This window comes from Saccharopolyspora sp. NPDC000995 (assembly GCF_053599315.1).
In genome coordinates, this window is record NZ_JBSFLZ010000001.1 from 222,897 (window position 1) to 239,193 (window position 16,297).

At 69.7% G+C, this 16,297-nt stretch carries 15 protein-coding genes; 3 read left to right on the forward strand and 12 right to left on the reverse strand.

Annotated elements, in window-relative coordinates; translation table 11 throughout:
• Positions 1–99 precede the first annotated feature (99 nt).
• On the forward strand, positions 100–726 hold the full coding sequence (locus tag ACWDKQ_RS01105) for a GNAT family N-acetyltransferase (protein WP_450136722.1): 627 nt from the start codon (positions 100–102) through the stop codon (positions 724–726).
• Between the two features lie 69 nt (positions 727–795).
• On the opposite strand, the gene ACWDKQ_RS01110 is transcribed toward ACWDKQ_RS01105, so the two are convergent.
• The 9 genes from ACWDKQ_RS01110 to ACWDKQ_RS01150 all read right to left on the reverse strand — a co-directional run bounded on the left by ACWDKQ_RS01110 (position 796) and on the right by ACWDKQ_RS01150 (position 11,858).
• Positions 796–1,944, reverse strand: a complete 1,149-nt coding sequence (locus ACWDKQ_RS01110) for an N-acetylmuramoyl-L-alanine amidase (RefSeq protein WP_450136723.1) — start codon at positions 1,942–1,944, stop codon at positions 796–798.
• Positions 1,945–2,233: 289 nt separating this feature from the next.
• Complete coding sequence (trxA, locus tag ACWDKQ_RS01115) at positions 2,234–2,563, reverse strand: thioredoxin (protein ID WP_450136724.1); 330 nt, start codon at positions 2,561–2,563, stop codon at positions 2,234–2,236.
• Between the two features lie 35 nt (positions 2,564–2,598).
• Positions 2,599–3,606 carry a thioredoxin-disulfide reductase gene (trxB, locus tag ACWDKQ_RS01120; protein WP_450136725.1) on the reverse strand — a complete coding sequence of 336 codons (1,008 nt, stop codon included), beginning with the start codon at positions 3,604–3,606 and terminating at the stop codon, positions 2,599–2,601.
• A gap of 199 nt (positions 3,607–3,805) precedes the next feature.
• On the reverse strand, positions 3,806–4,621 hold the full coding sequence (locus tag ACWDKQ_RS01125) for a hypothetical protein (RefSeq protein WP_450136726.1): 816 nt from the start codon (positions 4,619–4,621) through the stop codon (positions 3,806–3,808).
• The gene (sigM, locus tag ACWDKQ_RS01130) at positions 4,618–5,226 is read right to left on the reverse strand and encodes an RNA polymerase sigma factor SigM (RefSeq protein ID WP_450136727.1); all 609 of its coding nucleotides are present in this window, start codon (positions 5,224–5,226) and stop codon (positions 4,618–4,620) included. The genes ACWDKQ_RS01125 and sigM overlap by 4 nt, the downstream gene beginning before the upstream one ends.
• 121 nt (positions 5,227–5,347) lie before the next feature.
• On the reverse strand, positions 5,348–6,925 hold the full coding sequence (locus tag ACWDKQ_RS01135; RefSeq protein ID WP_450136728.1) for a protein kinase family protein: 1,578 nt from the start codon (positions 6,923–6,925) through the stop codon (positions 5,348–5,350).
• Between the two features lie 97 nt (positions 6,926–7,022).
• On the reverse strand, positions 7,023–8,768 hold the full coding sequence (gene murJ / locus ACWDKQ_RS01140; RefSeq protein ID WP_450136729.1) for a murein biosynthesis integral membrane protein MurJ: 1,746 nt from the start codon (positions 8,766–8,768) through the stop codon (positions 7,023–7,025).
• A 226-nt stretch (positions 8,769–8,994) separates the two neighbouring features.
• Positions 8,995–11,304, reverse strand: coding sequence for a DUF6049 family protein (locus tag ACWDKQ_RS01145; RefSeq protein ID WP_450136730.1), 2,310 nt, complete (start codon positions 11,302–11,304; stop codon positions 8,995–8,997).
• Positions 11,301–11,858: an NUDIX hydrolase gene (locus ACWDKQ_RS01150; protein ID WP_450136731.1), complete on the reverse strand. Its 558-nt coding sequence runs from the start codon at positions 11,856–11,858 to the stop codon at positions 11,301–11,303. The genes ACWDKQ_RS01145 and ACWDKQ_RS01150 overlap by 4 nt, the downstream gene beginning before the upstream one ends.
• A 260-nt stretch (positions 11,859–12,118) precedes the next feature.
• Between ACWDKQ_RS01150 and ACWDKQ_RS01155 the strand changes: the two genes are divergently transcribed.
• Positions 12,119–13,567, forward strand: a complete 1,449-nt coding sequence (locus tag ACWDKQ_RS01155; RefSeq protein ID WP_450136779.1) for a CCA tRNA nucleotidyltransferase — start codon at positions 12,119–12,121, stop codon at positions 13,565–13,567.
• A gap of 204 nt (positions 13,568–13,771) precedes the next feature.
• Positions 13,772–14,347, forward strand: coding sequence for a YqgE/AlgH family protein (locus ACWDKQ_RS01160; RefSeq protein WP_450136732.1), 576 nt, complete (start codon positions 13,772–13,774; stop codon positions 14,345–14,347).
• 212 nt (positions 14,348–14,559) lie between these two features.
• Here the strand turns inward: ACWDKQ_RS01160 and ACWDKQ_RS01165 are convergent, their stop codons facing one another.
• The 3 genes from ACWDKQ_RS01165 to ACWDKQ_RS01175 form a co-directional block, all read right to left on the reverse strand.
• Complete coding sequence (locus ACWDKQ_RS01165; protein WP_450136733.1) at positions 14,560–15,525, reverse strand: magnesium and cobalt transport protein CorA; 966 nt, start codon at positions 15,523–15,525, stop codon at positions 14,560–14,562.
• 64 nt (positions 15,526–15,589) lie between these two features.
• Positions 15,590–16,003: an SdpI family protein gene (locus tag ACWDKQ_RS01170; RefSeq protein WP_450136734.1), complete on the reverse strand. Its 414-nt coding sequence runs from the start codon at positions 16,001–16,003 to the stop codon at positions 15,590–15,592.
• 47 nt (positions 16,004–16,050) lie between these two features.
• Positions 16,051–16,281 carry a hypothetical protein gene (locus tag ACWDKQ_RS01175; RefSeq protein ID WP_450136735.1) on the reverse strand — a complete coding sequence of 77 codons (231 nt, stop codon included), beginning with the start codon at positions 16,279–16,281 and terminating at the stop codon, positions 16,051–16,053.
• Positions 16,282–16,297 lie beyond the last annotated feature (16 nt).

The window sequence follows — 16,297 nt, forward strand, 5'->3', positions numbered from 1 at the left end:
TGGAGTGCGCTGTGGGTTCCGGAGCCGGGCTGCGGCGGCTTATCCTGGCGGCATCCCGTCGCATGCGCGCGGGTTCGTGCGGGTTTTCCAGGAGGTCAGGTGTCGCGACGCGTCGTCGGCGTCACGCTGGACAACCTCGACCACCTGCCCCAGCGGTGTCGCCGATGCGTTTTCTGGGAGTTGGCGCCGCACATCCGGGAGCAGGCCGAGGAGTTCGGCGAGACCGAACTGGAGAAGGAAGCTTGGGTCTCCAGCGTGCTGCTGGAGTGGGGTTCGTGCGGCCGCATCGTCTACGTGGACGGCGTTCCGGCGGGGTACGCGATGTACGCGCCGCCTGCGGCCGTGCCGCGCTCCAGCGCATTCCCCACAGCCCCGGTGAGCGCGGACGCGGTGTTGCTGACCGCGCTGCGCGTGCTGCCGGAGTTCGCGGACGGCGGGCTAGGGCGGATTCTGGTGCAGAACGTGGCGAAGGACCTGACCCGGCGCGGGGTGAAGGCCGTGGAGGCCTTCGGCGACCTGGCGGGCTCCGCCGAGAGCTGCGTGATCCCGGCGGGCTTCCTGCAGCAGGTCGGCTTCAAGACCGTCCGCGCGCACCCCAAGTGGCCCAGGATGCGGCTTGAGCTGCGCACCGCGATCTCCTGGAAGGAAGACGTGGAGGCGGCGCTGGAGCGGCTGTTGAGCTCGGTGACGATCAAGACGGCCGAACCGGTCGTAGGCGGCGCCTGACCGGCCGGACAGGGCGGCCGAGTCGAGAAGTCACCAAGTCGACAAATCCACCGCGGTGAACTAGCGGGGTCAGGCACCCTCGGCGCGGGCGAGTTCGTGGCGCAGCAGGTCGTCGAAGGTGAACGTGCCCGTCGGCTGGTCGTCCTTGCCCAGCAGATACAGCCGCTTCACCGCGACCAGCAGGCCCTCCGCGACGACGTCCCGGAACGCCGGGTCCAACAGCCGACTGCGGTCCCGGGCGTTGGTCAGGTAGCCGATCTCCATCCGCACCGCGGGCATCCGGGTCAGCCGCAGCACGTCCCAGGTCTTGGGGTGGGTGTGGCAGTCGCGCAGCCCCGTCCGGGCCACGATCTCACGCTGCAGGAAGCCCGCCAGCGCCTCCCCCACGGTCGACGTGGTGCCGTTGCCGGTGCCGAAGTGGAAGCTCGCCACGCCCTCCGCCAGCGGCGACTGGTTGGCGTCGATGTGCAGCGACAGGAACATGTCGGCGCCGGCCTCGTTAGCGAAGCCGGCCCGGTCGGCGTCCGGTGGGCTGGCGTTGGGCCCGCGGGTGATCAGGGCCTCCATCCCGGTGGCGACCATCCGGCCTTCCAACCGGCGGGCCAGGTCCCAGGTCAGGTCGGCCTCGTGCACGTTGCCGATGTGCACCCCGCGGTCCGCGCCGCCGTGGCCCGGGTCGATCACGATCCGCTTGCCGCGCAGCCGGGGCCCCGCGCGCCGCACCTTCTCCTGCTCGCGCAGGAACACCGGCCGCCCGCCGCGGACCTTCGGCGCGAGCTGCTTGAGCGCCCGCAGCGTGCCCGGCCCACAGATGCCGTCGGGGTTCAGCCCGTAGTCGCGCTGGAAGCTGCGCAGCGCCTGCTCAGTCTCCCGACCGAAGATGCCGTCCGGGCGGCCCGCGTCGAAGCCCAGCTCCAGCAGCCGCTCCTGCAGCGCGAAGACGTCGTCGCCGCTGATCGGCTTGGACACCAGGAAGGCCAGCGACCGGTCGCCGAGCCGCCAGCGCGCGTCCGTCAGCGCCCGGTAGGTCGCCGTGCCCACGACGCCGTCGGTGATCAGCCCGCGTTGCTGTTGGAAGACCCGAACCGCTTGTTCCACCGCGTCGTCGAAGATCGACGGTCCCGTCCGGGTGTTGGCGGGAAGCAGACCCAACGCCGCAAGGGTGTTCTTGATCTCGGAAACGGCCGGACCGACGTCACCGCGGTGGAGCAGCTGCATGCACTCCTCGCTCGATTCAGGCGCCGGTACTGGCACCGACGCGAAGGATGGCCGGGTGTGTCCCGGATTCCCGTTCTGCGTGCAGGGTCCGGAAGGAGGACCCGTCGGGTCATTGTGCCTTGTGCACCGGGACCCGGCGCTGCGGCCCACGACCACCGGGGTGGACGTGCGACAACGGTCCGTGGGTGGGTGATCTTGTTCGGTGCGCTAATACACGATCCCGCCGTCACTGTCCTATCGACGAGACGGCGGGACCGCGTTATTCGGTTGCGTCAGATGGAGTCCGATTTCACAGGTACTCGGACAGGTCCGACTCCAGTGCCGCCTTCGGCTTGGCGCCGACGATCTGCTTGACCGGCTGCCCGTCTTTGAACAGCAGCAGGGTCGGGATGGACATCACCTGGTAGTCGCGCTGCAGGCTGGGGTTGGCGTCGATGTCCAGCTTCGCGACGGTGATCTTGTCCTTGTGCTCGTCGGCGATCTGCTCCAGCACCGGGGCGACCATCTTGCACGGACCGCACCAGGTGGCCCAGAAGTCGACCAGGACCGGCTTGTCGCTGTCCAGGACCTTTTCCTTGAACGTCTTCTCGTCAACGACCACCGTGTTGGTGTCGGCCATGTTCCTACTCCCTATCGGTTTGGTGCTGCCTGGAGTCAGTTCGCCGAGCCGGGCCCGTAGCCGCCACCGACGAGCTCGGCGGCCACCTCGGCCTCGGGCACGTCGTGCTCAGCGAGCCAGCGCTCGGCATCCATGGCGGCGGAGCATCCGGAACCGGCCGCGGTGATCGCCTGCCGGTAGGTGTGGTCAACCAGGTCGCCCGCGGCGAACACGCCGGGGATGCCGGTGTGCGTGGTGGGCTGCTGGACCTGCACGTAGCCCTCGGCGTCCACGGTGACCTGGTCGCGCACCAGCTGGCTGCGCGGGTCGTGGCCGATCGCGACGAACATGCCGGTCACGTCCAGCTCGGAGGCCTCGCCGGTGACCGTGTCGCGCAGCAACAGGGCGCTGACGGCGTTGTCGCCGACGACCTCGGTGACCGCCTTGTTGGTCAGCCACTTGATCTTCTCGTTGGCCCGGGCCCGCTCCAGCATGATCTTGGAGGCGCGGAACTCCTCGCGGCGGTGGATGATCGTCACGGACCGGGCGAAGCGGGTCAGGAAGGTGGCCTCCTCCATCGCCGAGTCACCGCCGCCGATGACGGCGATGTCCTGGTCGCGGAAGAAGAAGCCGTCGCAGGTGGCGCAGGCGGACACCCCGTGGCCGAGCAGGCGCTCCTCACCCGGGACGTCGAGGTAGCGCGCGGCGGCGCCCATCGCGAGGATGACCGCCTTGGCGCGGTACTCCACGCCGCCTGCGAACACGGACTTGACGGCGGCGCCTTCTTCCCCTGGCCGCAGGTCGAGGCGTTCGACGTCCTCGGCCCGCAGCTCGGCACCGAAGCGCTGCGCCTGAGAACGCATCTGCTCCATCAGATCCGGGCCCATGATCCCGTTGGAGAAGCCCGGGAAGTTCTCCACGTCGGTGGTGGTCATCAACGCGCCACCGAACTGGGTGCCCTCGAAGACGAGTGGTTCGAGCTCCGCCCGTGCGGCGTACACCGCAGCGGTGTACCCGGCAGGGCCAGAGCCCACGATGATCACGTTGCGGACGTCGCCAGTCACCGCGCCCCTTCCGTCGTAGCGTCTCCGCCGCGCTCGGCGCGCGACCGTATCCGGCTCAACGCGATCCTATTCGGGTCTGTTCCCGATCATGGAGACGCCGTGCCGGAGGGCACAGCGGAGCCGACCCCCGTCCCACGGATCGGGAGTCGGTGAGGCCGGCGGTGCGGGTGCGGGTCGTACTCGCACCGCCGGATGAGCCCTAGCCGCCGAAGGTGGAGTCCGAGATCTTGGCTGGGTTGCCCGGGCCGCACTCGGGGCCGACCGCTAAAAGGCGGAACTTGCCGATGGCACCGCCTTGCAGAACCAGCAGTTGGGCGGGTTTACCGTTGAGCGTTATCTCCCGCGCGCCCAGCGGTTTGCCGCTGTTGACGCCGTTGGACTGCAGACAGCCGATGAGCCGCTGCGGGTCCGCCAGCGCGCTGCTGTACTGCTCGGACTTCATGATCTCGCCGAATTGCTCGCCGTTGAGCGTGACCTGCTCCCCCTGCAGCGCCAGTGGCGCCGGTGCCCCGCCGGTCGCGGTCGGCTGCGGCTGCGCCTGGTTGCTGCTGCCTGAGGTGTCCGTGTTGCTCGGCAGGACCGAGAACACCACGGCGGCGGCCGCGGCGGCCACCCCTATCCCTCCGGCGCCGAGCGTGAACCGCCTCCGGCGGCGCCGCTTGGCCGCGGCGAAGTCGATCACCTGGCCGCCCTGCTGGGCGGGCGGTGTGACGGGTTCGGCCTGCGGTGCAGCGGCGGCCTGCAGCTGGGACCAGGCCCGGACCTCGTTCTCCAACGCGGCGTCGATGCGAGCCGAAACGTCGTCGGGGATCGTCAGCGGCGGCAGCGCCGCCAGGTCTGCGCTAGTGGCGTCCAACGCCGCCAGTACCTCTGCGGCCTCCGGGTCGTCCCGTACCTGGACGCGCAGTTGATCGGCGGTCTGCTGGTCCAGCACTCCGGCGTGGAGATCGGCCAGCAGGTCCAGGGACCACGGTGGCCCCTGCGGCGCCCCCGTGCGCCGTTGTTCACCACTCATCGTCCCTCCCGTTGACGCATGGCCATCGCGTCATCTGGGACGTTCGCATCTGCACTTGGGTTCCGCAGGTGTCCCAGAAGTTTGGCGAGTTTGGCTCGCCCGCGCGCGCACCGGCTCTTGATGGTTCCCTGCGCAACCCCCAAGATCGCTGCTGTCTCTGCCACGGAGTATCCCTCCACGTCCACCAGCACGATCGCGGAGCGTTGATCTTCGGGAAGTTCGGCTAGTGCCTCCTGGACGGCCATCTTGGTGTCCTGCTCATCGATGGCGTCGCGGACAACAGCCGGTTCGGTCGGGCCGGTTTCCGGCAGCGGTACGGTCGGCCGGGCCTGGCGGCGGCGTATCCGGTCCAGGCAGGCGTTCACCACGATCCGGTGCAGCCAGGTGGTCACCTGGGATTCGGCGCGGAACGACGAAGCGTTGCGGAATGCCGAGATCATGGCGTCCTGAAGCGCATCGGCGGCGTCTTCGTGGTCGCGCATGGTTCGCAGCGCCACTGCCCACAGCCGATCCCGATGTCGGCGGAAGAGCTCGGAGAACGCATGTGGATCTCCGTTGGTATGCGCCGCTATGAGTTCGGCGTCCGAGCTGACGGGGACAGACACGGAACAGAACTTTACTGTTCTTGTGAACCGGCACACCCGCCACATTGACCAGCGGCGGATCTGGCCAGGTCAGTAGTCGTGGTGGGAGCCGGGCGCCGTGCCCGAGTCCGCACCACGACCGTCAGGCCGCGCTTGCGCTGACCTTCACCTCGTTGATCTGCGAGGCGAACCCGCCGTTGTTGGGGACCAGCTGGGTGATCACCACCAGGATCTGATGAGTTGGCGAGTCGGCGTGGATCGGGATCGAGGTGTCGCCGGCGTTGAGCACCGCGGACCCGAGCAGTTTGCCGTCCATGCTCGGCGTGCCGTTGACCTGCCGGATCTCCACCTTGGTGCCTGCGCTCTGCGAGTTGATCAACACTTCCCGGAGCACGGCGGCGTGATCCAGCGTCAGCACTGCGCCGGTGCCGTTGCTGATACCGCCTGGGCCGAGCTGCTGCTTGTAGTCGAACGTTGACCACCAGGTGCCCGGGTTGCCGTCGAAGAGGTTCGGGATGCGTTGCGGGGCGTCCGCATCGCCGCTGGTGTTGAACGAGGTGCCGGCGGTGATCTTCACCGGGGTCGCGGGCGCCTGCGGCTGCTCGTTGGGTTGCTGCTGAGCGCCGGGGTGGTTGCCGGTTTCGCCGATGACCTGGCCGGTGTTGTGGCCGGTGTTGGTCTCGGTGAACATGCCGATCAGGGATGCCGCGATCCAGCCGACCACCAGCAGCGTGGCCACCGCGAGCACGCCGACGCTGATCATCAGCTTCTTGCGCTTCGCCTTGTCCGGCTTGGGGTCTTCTCGTCGCCAGACCTCGTTGCTCTCGGTCGACTGCGCGCCCTGCGCCGATGCGCTGCTGTTCTCGAAGGTCGCGTGCTGCTCCAGCACGCGGAGCACCGCCGCGCCGGTGCGGACCCCGCCGGTGGTGCCGGTGGAGTCCGGGTTGCCCAGCGCGCGCACCGCGACCGTGGACAGCTCGAGCGGCACGGTCGGCCGCAGCGTGCGTGGCGCGACCAGGTTGCCGTCGGGTCCAGTCGGCGCGGCGGGCAGGCCCTCGGGCGCGTCGCCGAGCGCCCACCGGCCGGTGAGCAGCAAGTACAGCGCGGCGCCGAGGCCGCGCACGTCGTCGCTGGAGGTGGCCTGCGCCATCGGGCCCGGGAAGGCCATCCGGATCTCGCCGTCCGGGGTGACCCGGATCCGCTGCGGGTGGTCGGCGCCGAGCACCAGGCCGGCGTGGTGCGCCGCCTCGACGGCGGCGGCCAGCGGCTGCAGCAGCCGCGCCGCGGTGCCGGGCGGCAGCGGGCCCTCGGCGACCAAATCGAGCAGGTCGGTTCCGTGCGTCCACTCGGCGATCACGAGGCCGAGCACGCCGGTCGGGTCGCTGGACGATTGCGTGACGACGTCGAGCACCCGCGCGACGCCGACGTGGTTGAAAGTGCTGGCGTGCATCGCGCGTTCCAGGGTCCGGCGCGCGCTCGACGCCGCCTCGGCGTCCGAACGGTCGCCGACCAGGATCGTCAGTGCGACGTCTCGGCCGAGCACGCCGTCCTTGGCTCGCCACAGCTGCACGTTGCAGCGTTTGTCCGCACCGACTTCGGAGAGCAGTCGGTACCGGCCGTGATCCAGTACCCGGCCAGGTGTCAGCGCCTGCTCGGTCGAACCCTCGTCGCCGGACTCGTCGCGTTCCGCAGCGATCTGCTCGGTGGGTTTGCTGGTCACCTTCCCTCTCCCGCTCCTTCCGGTCCGCCAGGGGTTGCGTGCCACTTAATTCCCCCGCGGAAGGAGACTTCGCCAACGAGGGTACGTGACGCGGAAGTCAGCGACGACGCAGCAAACCGGTGAGCCGCCCGATGGCGGGCTGCAGTTCCGCCACCCGCAGCACAGACATCAATCCGAAGATCGCGGCCAAGCCGATCAAGCAGCCGACGACCAACTGCAGCCAACCCGTTCCGGCACCGGCGGTTCCGGGGATCAGCGCGTCCACGCCGAGCGTGCCCGCCCAGGCGAGGAGTCCACCCAGCACCGAAGCCGTCAACGTTTTCGCCAACGTGATAAGGAAACGTCGGCTGCCCAGCGGGCCGAGGCGATGCCGCAGCCAGGCTTCACCGACCAACCAGCCCACCACGAACGTGAACGAATTGACGAAGCACAGGCCGAACACCACCTGCTCGGGTGCCAACACCGCGGGCAATGCGAACGCCATCAACACCTTCGCGACGGTCATCACGACCATGATCAGGGTGGGTGTGCGGGCGTCGTTCAACGAGTTGAACGTCCGCATCTGCATCATCGTCAGCGCGTAGGGCAGCACGCCGAACGCGGAGACGGCCAGTCCGAGGCCGAGGGTGTTGGCCTGCTCGAGCAATTCGGGCTTGACCGTCGTGAACAGGGCAAGCGCCAGCGGGACGCCGAGCGCGGTCATGACCGCGCTGATCGGCAACAAGGTCACAGCGGACAGTCGGTTGCCCAGGGACAGGTCGTCGATCACCTTGGCGTGGTCGCCGTCCGCGGCAGCGGCACTCATTCGCGGCAGGATCGCGGTCATGATGGAGAAGCCGATCACGCCGTAGGGCAGCTGCAGCAGCATCCACACGTAGTTGTAGGTCGACAGGGCGCCCCCGACGGCCCCGGTGGCCACCCGGGTGAGCGCCCAAAGCCCCACCTGGCTGACCGCCACGTAGCCGAGCATCCACAGCGCGAGGCCGCCGAATTCCGACAACCGCGAGTCCCAGCCCCACTGCCAGCGGAAGCGGAACCCGGTCTTGCGCAGCGCGGGCACCTGCACCGCGGCCTGGCAGACCACGCCGAAGGTGACACCGATGCCCAGCACGAGCAGGTGCGTGTCGGTCATCGACACCGGGTCGAGCGTGATCTTGCCCGGCAGCAGCACGTAGACGCCGATCGTGGCGATCACGACGAGGTTGTTCACCACCGGCGCCCAGGCCGGCGGGCTGAAGATCTGCTTCGCCTGCAGGATCGCGCCGACCAGCGCGCTGATGCCGTAGAAGAAGATCTGCGGCAGCAGCAGGTAGGCGAAGGCGCTGACCAGGTCCCGGTTGGAGGCGTCGGACTCGGTGACCAGCGCCCAGGTCAAGATCGGCGTGCAGACCATCGCCAACAGCGTGCCGAGCGCCAGGACCACCGTGGCCAGCGTCATCAGCTTCTGGACGAACCGCTCACCGCCGTCGGCGTCGGACTTCTTGGCCCGCACCAGCACCGGCACCACGACGCTGGTCAGCACACCACCGATGAGCAGCTCGAAGAGCATGTTCGGCATCGTGTTGGCCACGTTGAACGAGTCGTTCTCGACGGCGAAGCCGATCACCCCGGCCAGCATCAGCTTCCACAGGAAGCCGGTGATCCGGCTGATCAGGGTGGCGATGGCCATCGAGCCGCTGGCCTTGAGCAGCGACGGCTTGGCCGGCGAGACCGGGCGGATGATCTGGGTCTGCTCGGTGGCCTGCTCCGCGGCCTGGCTCATGCCGGGTTCCGGTGGCACCACCGGGATCGGCTGGGTCTCCGCGACGTGCCAGCCGCGCGGCACGCCCGGCGCCTGGGGCACGGCGTCAGGTCGGCGGGTCGGCACGGTTGGGCGCGCTGAGTCGGGGCGTGGCGCCGGACGTGGCGCGGGCCTGGGTGGCCCGAGGTTACCGCTCATCCGCCCGGCATCCCTGTCTCGGTTCACTGCCTCAAATCCTTCGCCCGTCGACACGCCGAGTGCACGGCCCGATCCTGTCTTTCAGTCGAGGCTCACGCCTAAGAGTGAAGGCGTGACCCCGCTCAGGATCTCAGTTCCGGTTCCGATCACTGTCGGTGGTGGCGATCTGGGCGGTTCCGGGCGTGCTGTCCTGCTGCGCGCCGTTCGTGGCCGCCGTGCCCGTCGAGGCGGTTCCCGGCTCCGCGTCCGGTTCGGCCGGGTTCCACGGCCTCGACGAGTCGGCGGCCGGGTCGGTCGAACCGGCGGCCCTCCGCCGGCGCCTGGCCAGGGCCCTCTTGGCGATCCGCAGCCCCGACATCAGCACCAACAGCGCGGCCGCGCTCCCGGTGAGGATCGGGATCAGGGCACCGAAGTTGTTGGATTCGAGCTGCATCCGCTTGGTGGTGCCGAATTGGGTGCCCGACTGCGTGGTCAGGGTCACGTCGATGGTGAACTTGCCGGCCCGCTGCGTCGTGGCCGGCAGCTGGAACCCGCGCCGGCTGTTGGCCGGGATGGTGACGGGTCCGTCGAAGTCCTGCTTGATCTCGACGCCGGGCACCCGAGGGATGCGGAACACGACGACCACCGTGATCGGCAGGTCGTTGACCACGGTCAACGGGATTGGGCTGGTGGCCGTGTCCATCCGCGTGACCTGGCCGGCGAACTCCTCGATGTGGACCTGCGAGAGCACGTCGTCGATCGTGAGGGTCGTCCGGTCCACCCACCGGCGGGCGGCCTCCGGGTTGCCGCGCCACGCGCTGGACGCGCCGTGCAGCAGGCCGTTGCGCAGCGGCGTGGTGATGTCGCCCTTCCGGACGGTGCTGGACCGCTCCTCCCGGATGGATCCGTACAGGTCGCCGACCTTGAAGTTCTGCGCGGCGAGCTCGGAGAGCACCGGCTGCGAGATCTCGGCCGAACCGGCGTCCACCGGGTAGTCGAGGTCGGCTTGCGGCAGGGAGTTCGGGGTCGGGTCGGGCATCGGGGTGGGCCGGATGAGCCCCGCGTCCGCCAGCTGCTGCATGCCGTCGAGCAGGGCGCGCAGGTCGTCACCGCGGAGGTTCCAGCGGCGCGGCGGTGCCAGCACCGAGGTGGCGCCCGGCACCTGGGCCTGCGTCGCGCGGAACGCCAGAGCGCCGAGCGTGTCCTGGACGGACAGCAGCCCGTTCTGCGGCGGCGACAGCGCGGTGACCGTCTGCTCCGTGTCGTGTTGCGGGTCGAGCGCGCTGGTCAGCAACGGGTCGACGGGGACCGCGCTCATGTCGCGGTTGCGCACCCGGACCGGGGTCAGCGACCCGGCGGGGATGTTCAGCGCCCGGGGTTCCAGCAGCGCGGTGTGGGGCATTTTCTGGCCGATCGCAGGATCGGCCAGCACGCCCTCGATCGGCCAGAGCACGTTGCGCGGTTCGACGCGAAGGATGTTGCGCACGAGGTCGGTGCCGTCGAGCGCGCCGTCCACCAGGTCCGGTAGCCCGGCCCGGCCCAGGGCCACGATGTCCGCGTCCGCGTAGGGCAGCGCGATCACGCAGCGCCCCGAGGTGGCCTGGCGGAGCTTGGACAGCCACAGGTCGGCGGCACCGGCGCCGATACCCTCGACCAGCGAGCCGTTGGGCTGGCGCACCAGGTAGCCGCGCTGCATGGACTGGACAGTGATCAGCAGGTCCGGGTCGACGGCGAAGCACAACGCGCTGCCCAGCGGTGAACCGGGCGTCACGCGGTCGCTCACCGCCTGCACCAGGTCGTAGAGCCGACCGCCGGGTGCCAGCGAGGTGGACAGCTGGTCGTCGGCCAGCACCGCGCGCATGCCGCCGATGGCTTCCCGCTCCAACCGCGGGTAGTCAACCAACGGCACCAGCATGCTGGTCTCGGTTGGTTTCTCGGGCCGGAGCTGAGTACCGCCCGGCGGGGCGAGTACCGGCAGCAGGAACTGGGCCTGCGCGATGCGAGCGCGGCCGCCGCCGCTGGGCGCGCCGTTGACGTTGACCAGCAGCGGATACACGCCGGGCTGGCTGATCTGCAGCGAGTTCGCGCCGGTCAGCGGGATGTGGAGCTCGACGGGGATCTGCTGGCCGGGCGCGAGCCGGGTGGCGACCGAGGTGAACGCGGGCTCCGTGACGGTGGCCGGGTCCTCGCGCAGCGCGCGCTGGACGGCCGGTTCGGCGCTGGTCGCGTTGCCGCGCTGGATGCGGGCCTCGACGTTGTTGATCTGGTGATCGGTGGTGTTGGTCAACCGGCCGGTGACGACCACTTCGCCGGGCGATCCGACACCGACCACAGATGGTGTGATTTTAATCACGTCCAACTGGGTCGGGGTCTCGCCCTGCGCTGCCGCCTGCGGCACCGGGACCAGCGGAACTACCGCGCAAAACAGCACCGCGACCAGCGCGGCCAGCAGAAACCTCACCCCGGCTCCGTTCCGCTACCTCGTGCCGGCCGGGCTCCGAGCCGTTCGCTCGCGCCACCCGCTCCGCCGTCGCGCAGGCTCAGCGCGCGGCGCACCAGCCGACGCTCGTCGGCGTAGGCCAATATCTCGTCCAGTTCACCAAGCGGCACCCACGCCACCTCGGTGACCTCCACGTCCTCGTCGGAAAGCTTTCCGCCCACCGCATCCAGCAGGAAGTGGTGCACGGTCTTGTGTATGCGCCGGTTGCCCGCGACGAACCAGTAGTCGATCGTGCCGATCGGGGCCAACACCCGGCCGATGATGCCGGTCTCCTCGGCGACCTCGCGCACCGCGGTCTGCTCCGCGCTCTCGCCCGCCTCGATGTGCCCCTTCGGCAGCGACCACAGCAGTCGCCCCTTGCGGTCCAGCCTCCCGATGATCGCAGCGAGGCCTTCGGTGCCGTCGACCACCAACCCCCCGGCAGAGGTCTCGTCGACGGTCCGCAGCCTGCGCCGCCGGCGCCGGTTCCGACGCCCCGGCTGGGCACCGTCAGAGCGGCCGGGCGACGGGGGCATGCCGCCGATGGTAGTGCGATCAGCTGGTTGACGGGGGAGCTGGCTCGTCGGCTGCCGCGGAGTCGCCGAACCCCGTTGCGACCTGGGGCCGGACGCGATTGCCGGGGAAACTGGGGCGTCGATGGTCGGCGGAAATCACACCGCGCCCGCGTCGGTCGGGTGGCGGCCGCATATGGGTGACTCGTTGGGCCGAGCGGCCGATATCCTGGTAAATCGTGTCCTCTCCTTCACGCCACGACTCCGCCACGCCCGCCGAGCAGCTGCAGGCCCGGGAGCGCCAAGCGCAGCGCAACGCCGTCGTGGAGTTGGTGAAGGTCGCACCGGTCGCCGAGGAGCTCGCGCAGCGATTCGCCGCGGCGGGCCACCGGCTGTACTTGGTCGGCGGCAGCGTGCGGGACGCACTGCTGGGCCGGTTGGGCACCGACCTGGACTTCACCACCGAGGCACGACCGGAGCAGGTCCGCGAGCTGCTGACCGGCTGGGCGGAGACGATCTGGGACACCGGGATCCAGTTCGGCACGCTCGGCGCGTACCGGCGCGGCACGACGGTGGAGATCACCACGTTCCGCGCGGACACCTACGACCGCGTGGGCCGCAACCCCGACGTCGCCTTCGGCGACACCATCGAGGGCGACCTGGTGCGCCGCGACTTCACCGTGAACGCGATGGCCATCGAGCTGCCCGGCCGCTCGTTCATCGACTTGCACGGCGGGATGAAAGACCTGGTGGACCGGCGGCTGGACACCCCGGCCGCGCCGGAGGACTCCTTCGCCGACGACCCGCTGCGGATGCTGCGTGCCGCCCGCTTCGTCTCCCAGCTCGGCTTCACCGCCGCCGACCGGGTTGTGACGGCGATGACCGACATGGCCACCGAGATCGCCCGGATCACCGCAGAGCGGGTGCAGGCCGAGCTGTCCAAGCTGCTGTGCGGCGAGTTCCCGCGGCGCGGTATCGAGCTGCTGGTGGAGACCGGACTGGCCGACCACGTGCTGCCCGAGGTGCCGGCCATGAAGCTGGAGATCGACGAGCACCACCAGCACAAGGACGTCTACCGGCACTCGCTGACGGTCCTGGACCAGGCGATCGACCTGGAGCGGTCGGCCGATCCGGCGGGCGAGCCGGACCTGGTGCTGCGCCTGGCGGCGCTGCTGCACGACATCGGCAAGCCGGCCACCCGCCGGTTCGAGTCGGGCGGCGGGGTGAGCTTCCACCACCACGAGGTCGTCGGCGCGAAGATGGTCCGCAAGCGACTGCGTGCGCTGCGGTACCCGAAGGACGTCACCAAGGACGTCGCCGACCTGGTGTTCCTGCACCTGCGCTTCCACGGCTACAGCGACGGCCAGTGGACCGACTCGGCGGTCCGCCGCTACGTCAACGACGCGGGCCCGCTGCTGCCCCGGCTGCACAAGCTGGTGCGCGCGGACTGCACGACCCGCAACAAGCGCAAGGCGACGGCCCTGCAGCAGGCGTACGACGAGCTCGAAGAGCGCATCGCGCTGATCGCCGAGGCGGAGGACCTGGCGAAGGTCCGGCCCGATCTGGACGGCACCGAGATCATGCGGCTGCTCGGGGTCGAGCCGGGCCCGGTCGTGGGCCGGGCCTGGAAGCACCTCAAAGAACTACGCCTGGACCGCGGCCCGATGTCCCACGACGACGCCGTCGAGGAGCTCTTGCGCTGGGCCCGTGAACAGGGCCTCGACGTCCCCTGAGCCTTGCGCCTGCGCCCGCTCGTTTCGGTTGCGAGTTCTTCCATCGCAGCTCAGACGGTTTTAATAATACTGACTCGTATTTCTTGATGTGACGCCCTGTTGTTGAGCAGTTGTTGATACTGCTTCTCGATCGGCCGGGCGGGCTGTGGGACTTGTGGTTTCGCTCAGCTGGTTCGTGGACGGGCAATCCAGTGAGATCATGCGATGGTGGGATCAGACGCGGACGTGGAACCGGGGACGCTGCTCGTCGCTGCCCCACAGCTGCTGGACCGGAACTTCCGGCGGACGGTGGTTTACGTGATCCACCACCGCGCCGAGGGCACCCTGGGCGTCGTGCTGAACCGGCCAAGCGAGGTGGCGGTGCACGACGTGCTGCCGAAGTGGGGGCAGCACGCGAGCGAACCGCGATCGCTGTTCGTCGGCGGGCCGGTGGAACAGCGCACGGCGATCTGCCTGGCGACGCTGCGCGCGGGTGAGAACGTCGGCGCGATCGCCGGCATGGTCGGGGTACGCGGCCCGGTCGGCCTGGTCGACCTCGACGGCGACCCGAACGAACTGGTCCCCCGGGCCCGCGGCCTCCGCTTTTTCGCGGGCTACGCCGGCTGGGAGCCGGGCCAGCTCGCCGGCGAGATCGAACGCGGAGACTGGATCGTCGTCCCGGCCCTGCCGGACGACGTCATCGCCGACCCGGGCGCCGAGCTCTGGGGGCGGGTCCTGCGCCGCCAAGGCCCCCCGCTGGCATTCCTCGCGACCCACCCCGGCGACGTGAAACTCAACTGAGGAGCCACTCGGCTCGGTTTTGCGAGGCGGTGCGGGTAGCGGAACCTCGGACGCCTTCTCGGTCCGGGATCCCCGGCTCATTGTGAGAAAGCGGCGCCGCTTGCCTGCTTGTTCAAGGGGCGCGGTGCTGCGGGCTCTGTGGATGGACGGGTGAGTTATCCCCAGATCTGGGAGTTATCCACAGAGTTATGGACAGGTTCGGAGTGGACAGGTCAGAGCCAGCCGTTGCGGCGGAAGCCCGCGTAGACGGCGCAGCAGAGGACGATGATCAGCAGCAGCGCCGCCGGGTAGCCGAAGGACCAGTGCAGCTCCGGCATCTTCTCGAAGTTCATCCCGTAGATCGCGCCGACGATGGTCGGTACCAGCGCGATCGCCGCCCATGCGGAGATCTTGCGCATGTCCTCGTTCTGCCACAGCCCGGCCCGCGAGAACTGGGCGGCGAGCACCGAGTTGAGCAGCTCGTCGTAGGACCGGACCTCGCGCCCTGCCCGGAGGACGTGGTCGGCAACATCGCGGAAGTGCTGGCCGAGCAGCCCGGGCTCGCCGTTGCCCGGCTGGATCAAGTGCTGCGCGACCGGCACCAGCGGCTCGACGGCGTCGCGGAACTCCAGCACCTCCCGCTTCAGCGAGTACAGGTCCTCGGTCGGGTCGTCCCGGTTCGGGGCGAAGACCCGGCGCTCCAGCGCGACGAGGTCCTTGCCGAGTTCCGCCGCGATGGCGAGGTAGGAATCGACCACGACGTCCGCGAGCAGGTACACCGCGGCATGCGGCCCCAGGGCCAGGAGGTCTGGCCGTTCGGCGGCGCGCCGGTGGGCCTCGGTGGCCGGGTCCTGATCGCCGTGTCGCACCGTGACCAGCACCCGGTCGGTCAGGAACAGCATCACCTCCGAGGTGCTGACCGCCGACGCGTGCTGGGCGTAGTCGAGCATCTTCAGGACGATGAACGCGCAGCCCGGGTAGCGCTCGAACTTGGCGCGCTGGTGCGCCCGGACCGCGTCTTCGACGGCCAGCGCGGGCAGGTCCAGCAGCTGCGCCACTTCGTGCAGCAGGTCGAGCCGCGCGGGCGGAACCTCGAGCCAGACGAAGGCGTCGTCCGGCACGGCACGCAGAGCATCGAGCGCTTCGCCGCTCGGGATGTCCTCGGGGTGGCCGTCGCGGAAGCGGGTGCACCTCAGCATGACCGCCACGTTGCCACGAACGTGTGACCGCGCGGCGCATTGCCGTGCCGTGTCTCCCGGAAGATCAGTTCTGCTTGAGCACGCCGCAGCAGCCGCCAGCGCAGCCACCGCATCCGGTGGCGGGTACCGGCGCGGGCATCGATTCGGCGGCGCGGTTGCCGACCACTCCGCCGACAGTCATCAGCGCGAAGGCGCCGATCAGTCCGAACACCGCGACCATCACGACGCTGGAAGTGGCGGCCAGCATCGGCAGCGATACACCGGCGAGCACCGCGATCGCGCCGCCGGCCAGCATCGCGGGTGCCGCGGCCCTGTTGGCGAGCTCGAACGCGTCCTCGCTGCGCATGGCGGCGGGGGTGCGAACACCGACGTAGCGGTTGCGGGTCAATTGGCCCCGCAGCCCCCGGAAGCCCAGGAACAGCAGCGCCGCTCCGCCGAGGACCAGGACAGCGCAGAGGATCACCTGTACAGCGAGCACTCCGACAGCGTAAGCCTCGCCTGCTTGCTACCTGCCCGACACCCAGGTCAGGTGTGCTGTCGGCCATGGCGAAGATTGCTGTCCCAACCGGACTGCTGGCGGCCGCGCTCGCGGGTGGTCCTACCGGCCGCGCCCGCCGTTGCGACGCCCAGCGGGGGCTTCGGCTGGTCGGTGAAGCGACGCTGCCGCACGGCCGCCAAGGGATCGCGGCTGCTGCCGGATGGTCGGCGAAGCTTGGTGCTGGTCAGCGACGACAACTTCGCCCCGAACCAGACCACGCAGGTAATCACGTTG

Coding starts and splice junctions, on each gene's coding strand:
- ACWDKQ_RS01110 (WP_450136723.1), bottom strand. CDS start 1,944: ATGCAGCTGCTCCACCGCGGTGACGTCGGTCCGGCCGTTTCCGAGATC.
- trxA (WP_450136724.1), bottom strand. CDS start 2,563: ATGGCCGACACCAACACGGTGGTCGTTGACGAGAAGACGTTCAAGGAA.
- ACWDKQ_RS01125 (WP_450136726.1), bottom strand. CDS start 4,621: ATGAGTGGTGAACAACGGCGCACGGGGGCGCCGCAGGGGCCACCGTGG.
- ACWDKQ_RS01150 (WP_450136731.1), bottom strand. CDS start 11,858: ATGCCCCCGTCGCCCGGCCGCTCTGACGGTGCCCAGCCGGGGCGTCGG.
- ACWDKQ_RS01160 (WP_450136732.1), top strand. CDS start 13,772: ATGGTGGGATCAGACGCGGACGTGGAACCGGGGACGCTGCTCGTCGCT.
- ACWDKQ_RS01165 (WP_450136733.1), bottom strand. CDS start 15,525: ATGCTGAGGTGCACCCGCTTCCGCGACGGCCACCCCGAGGACATCCCG.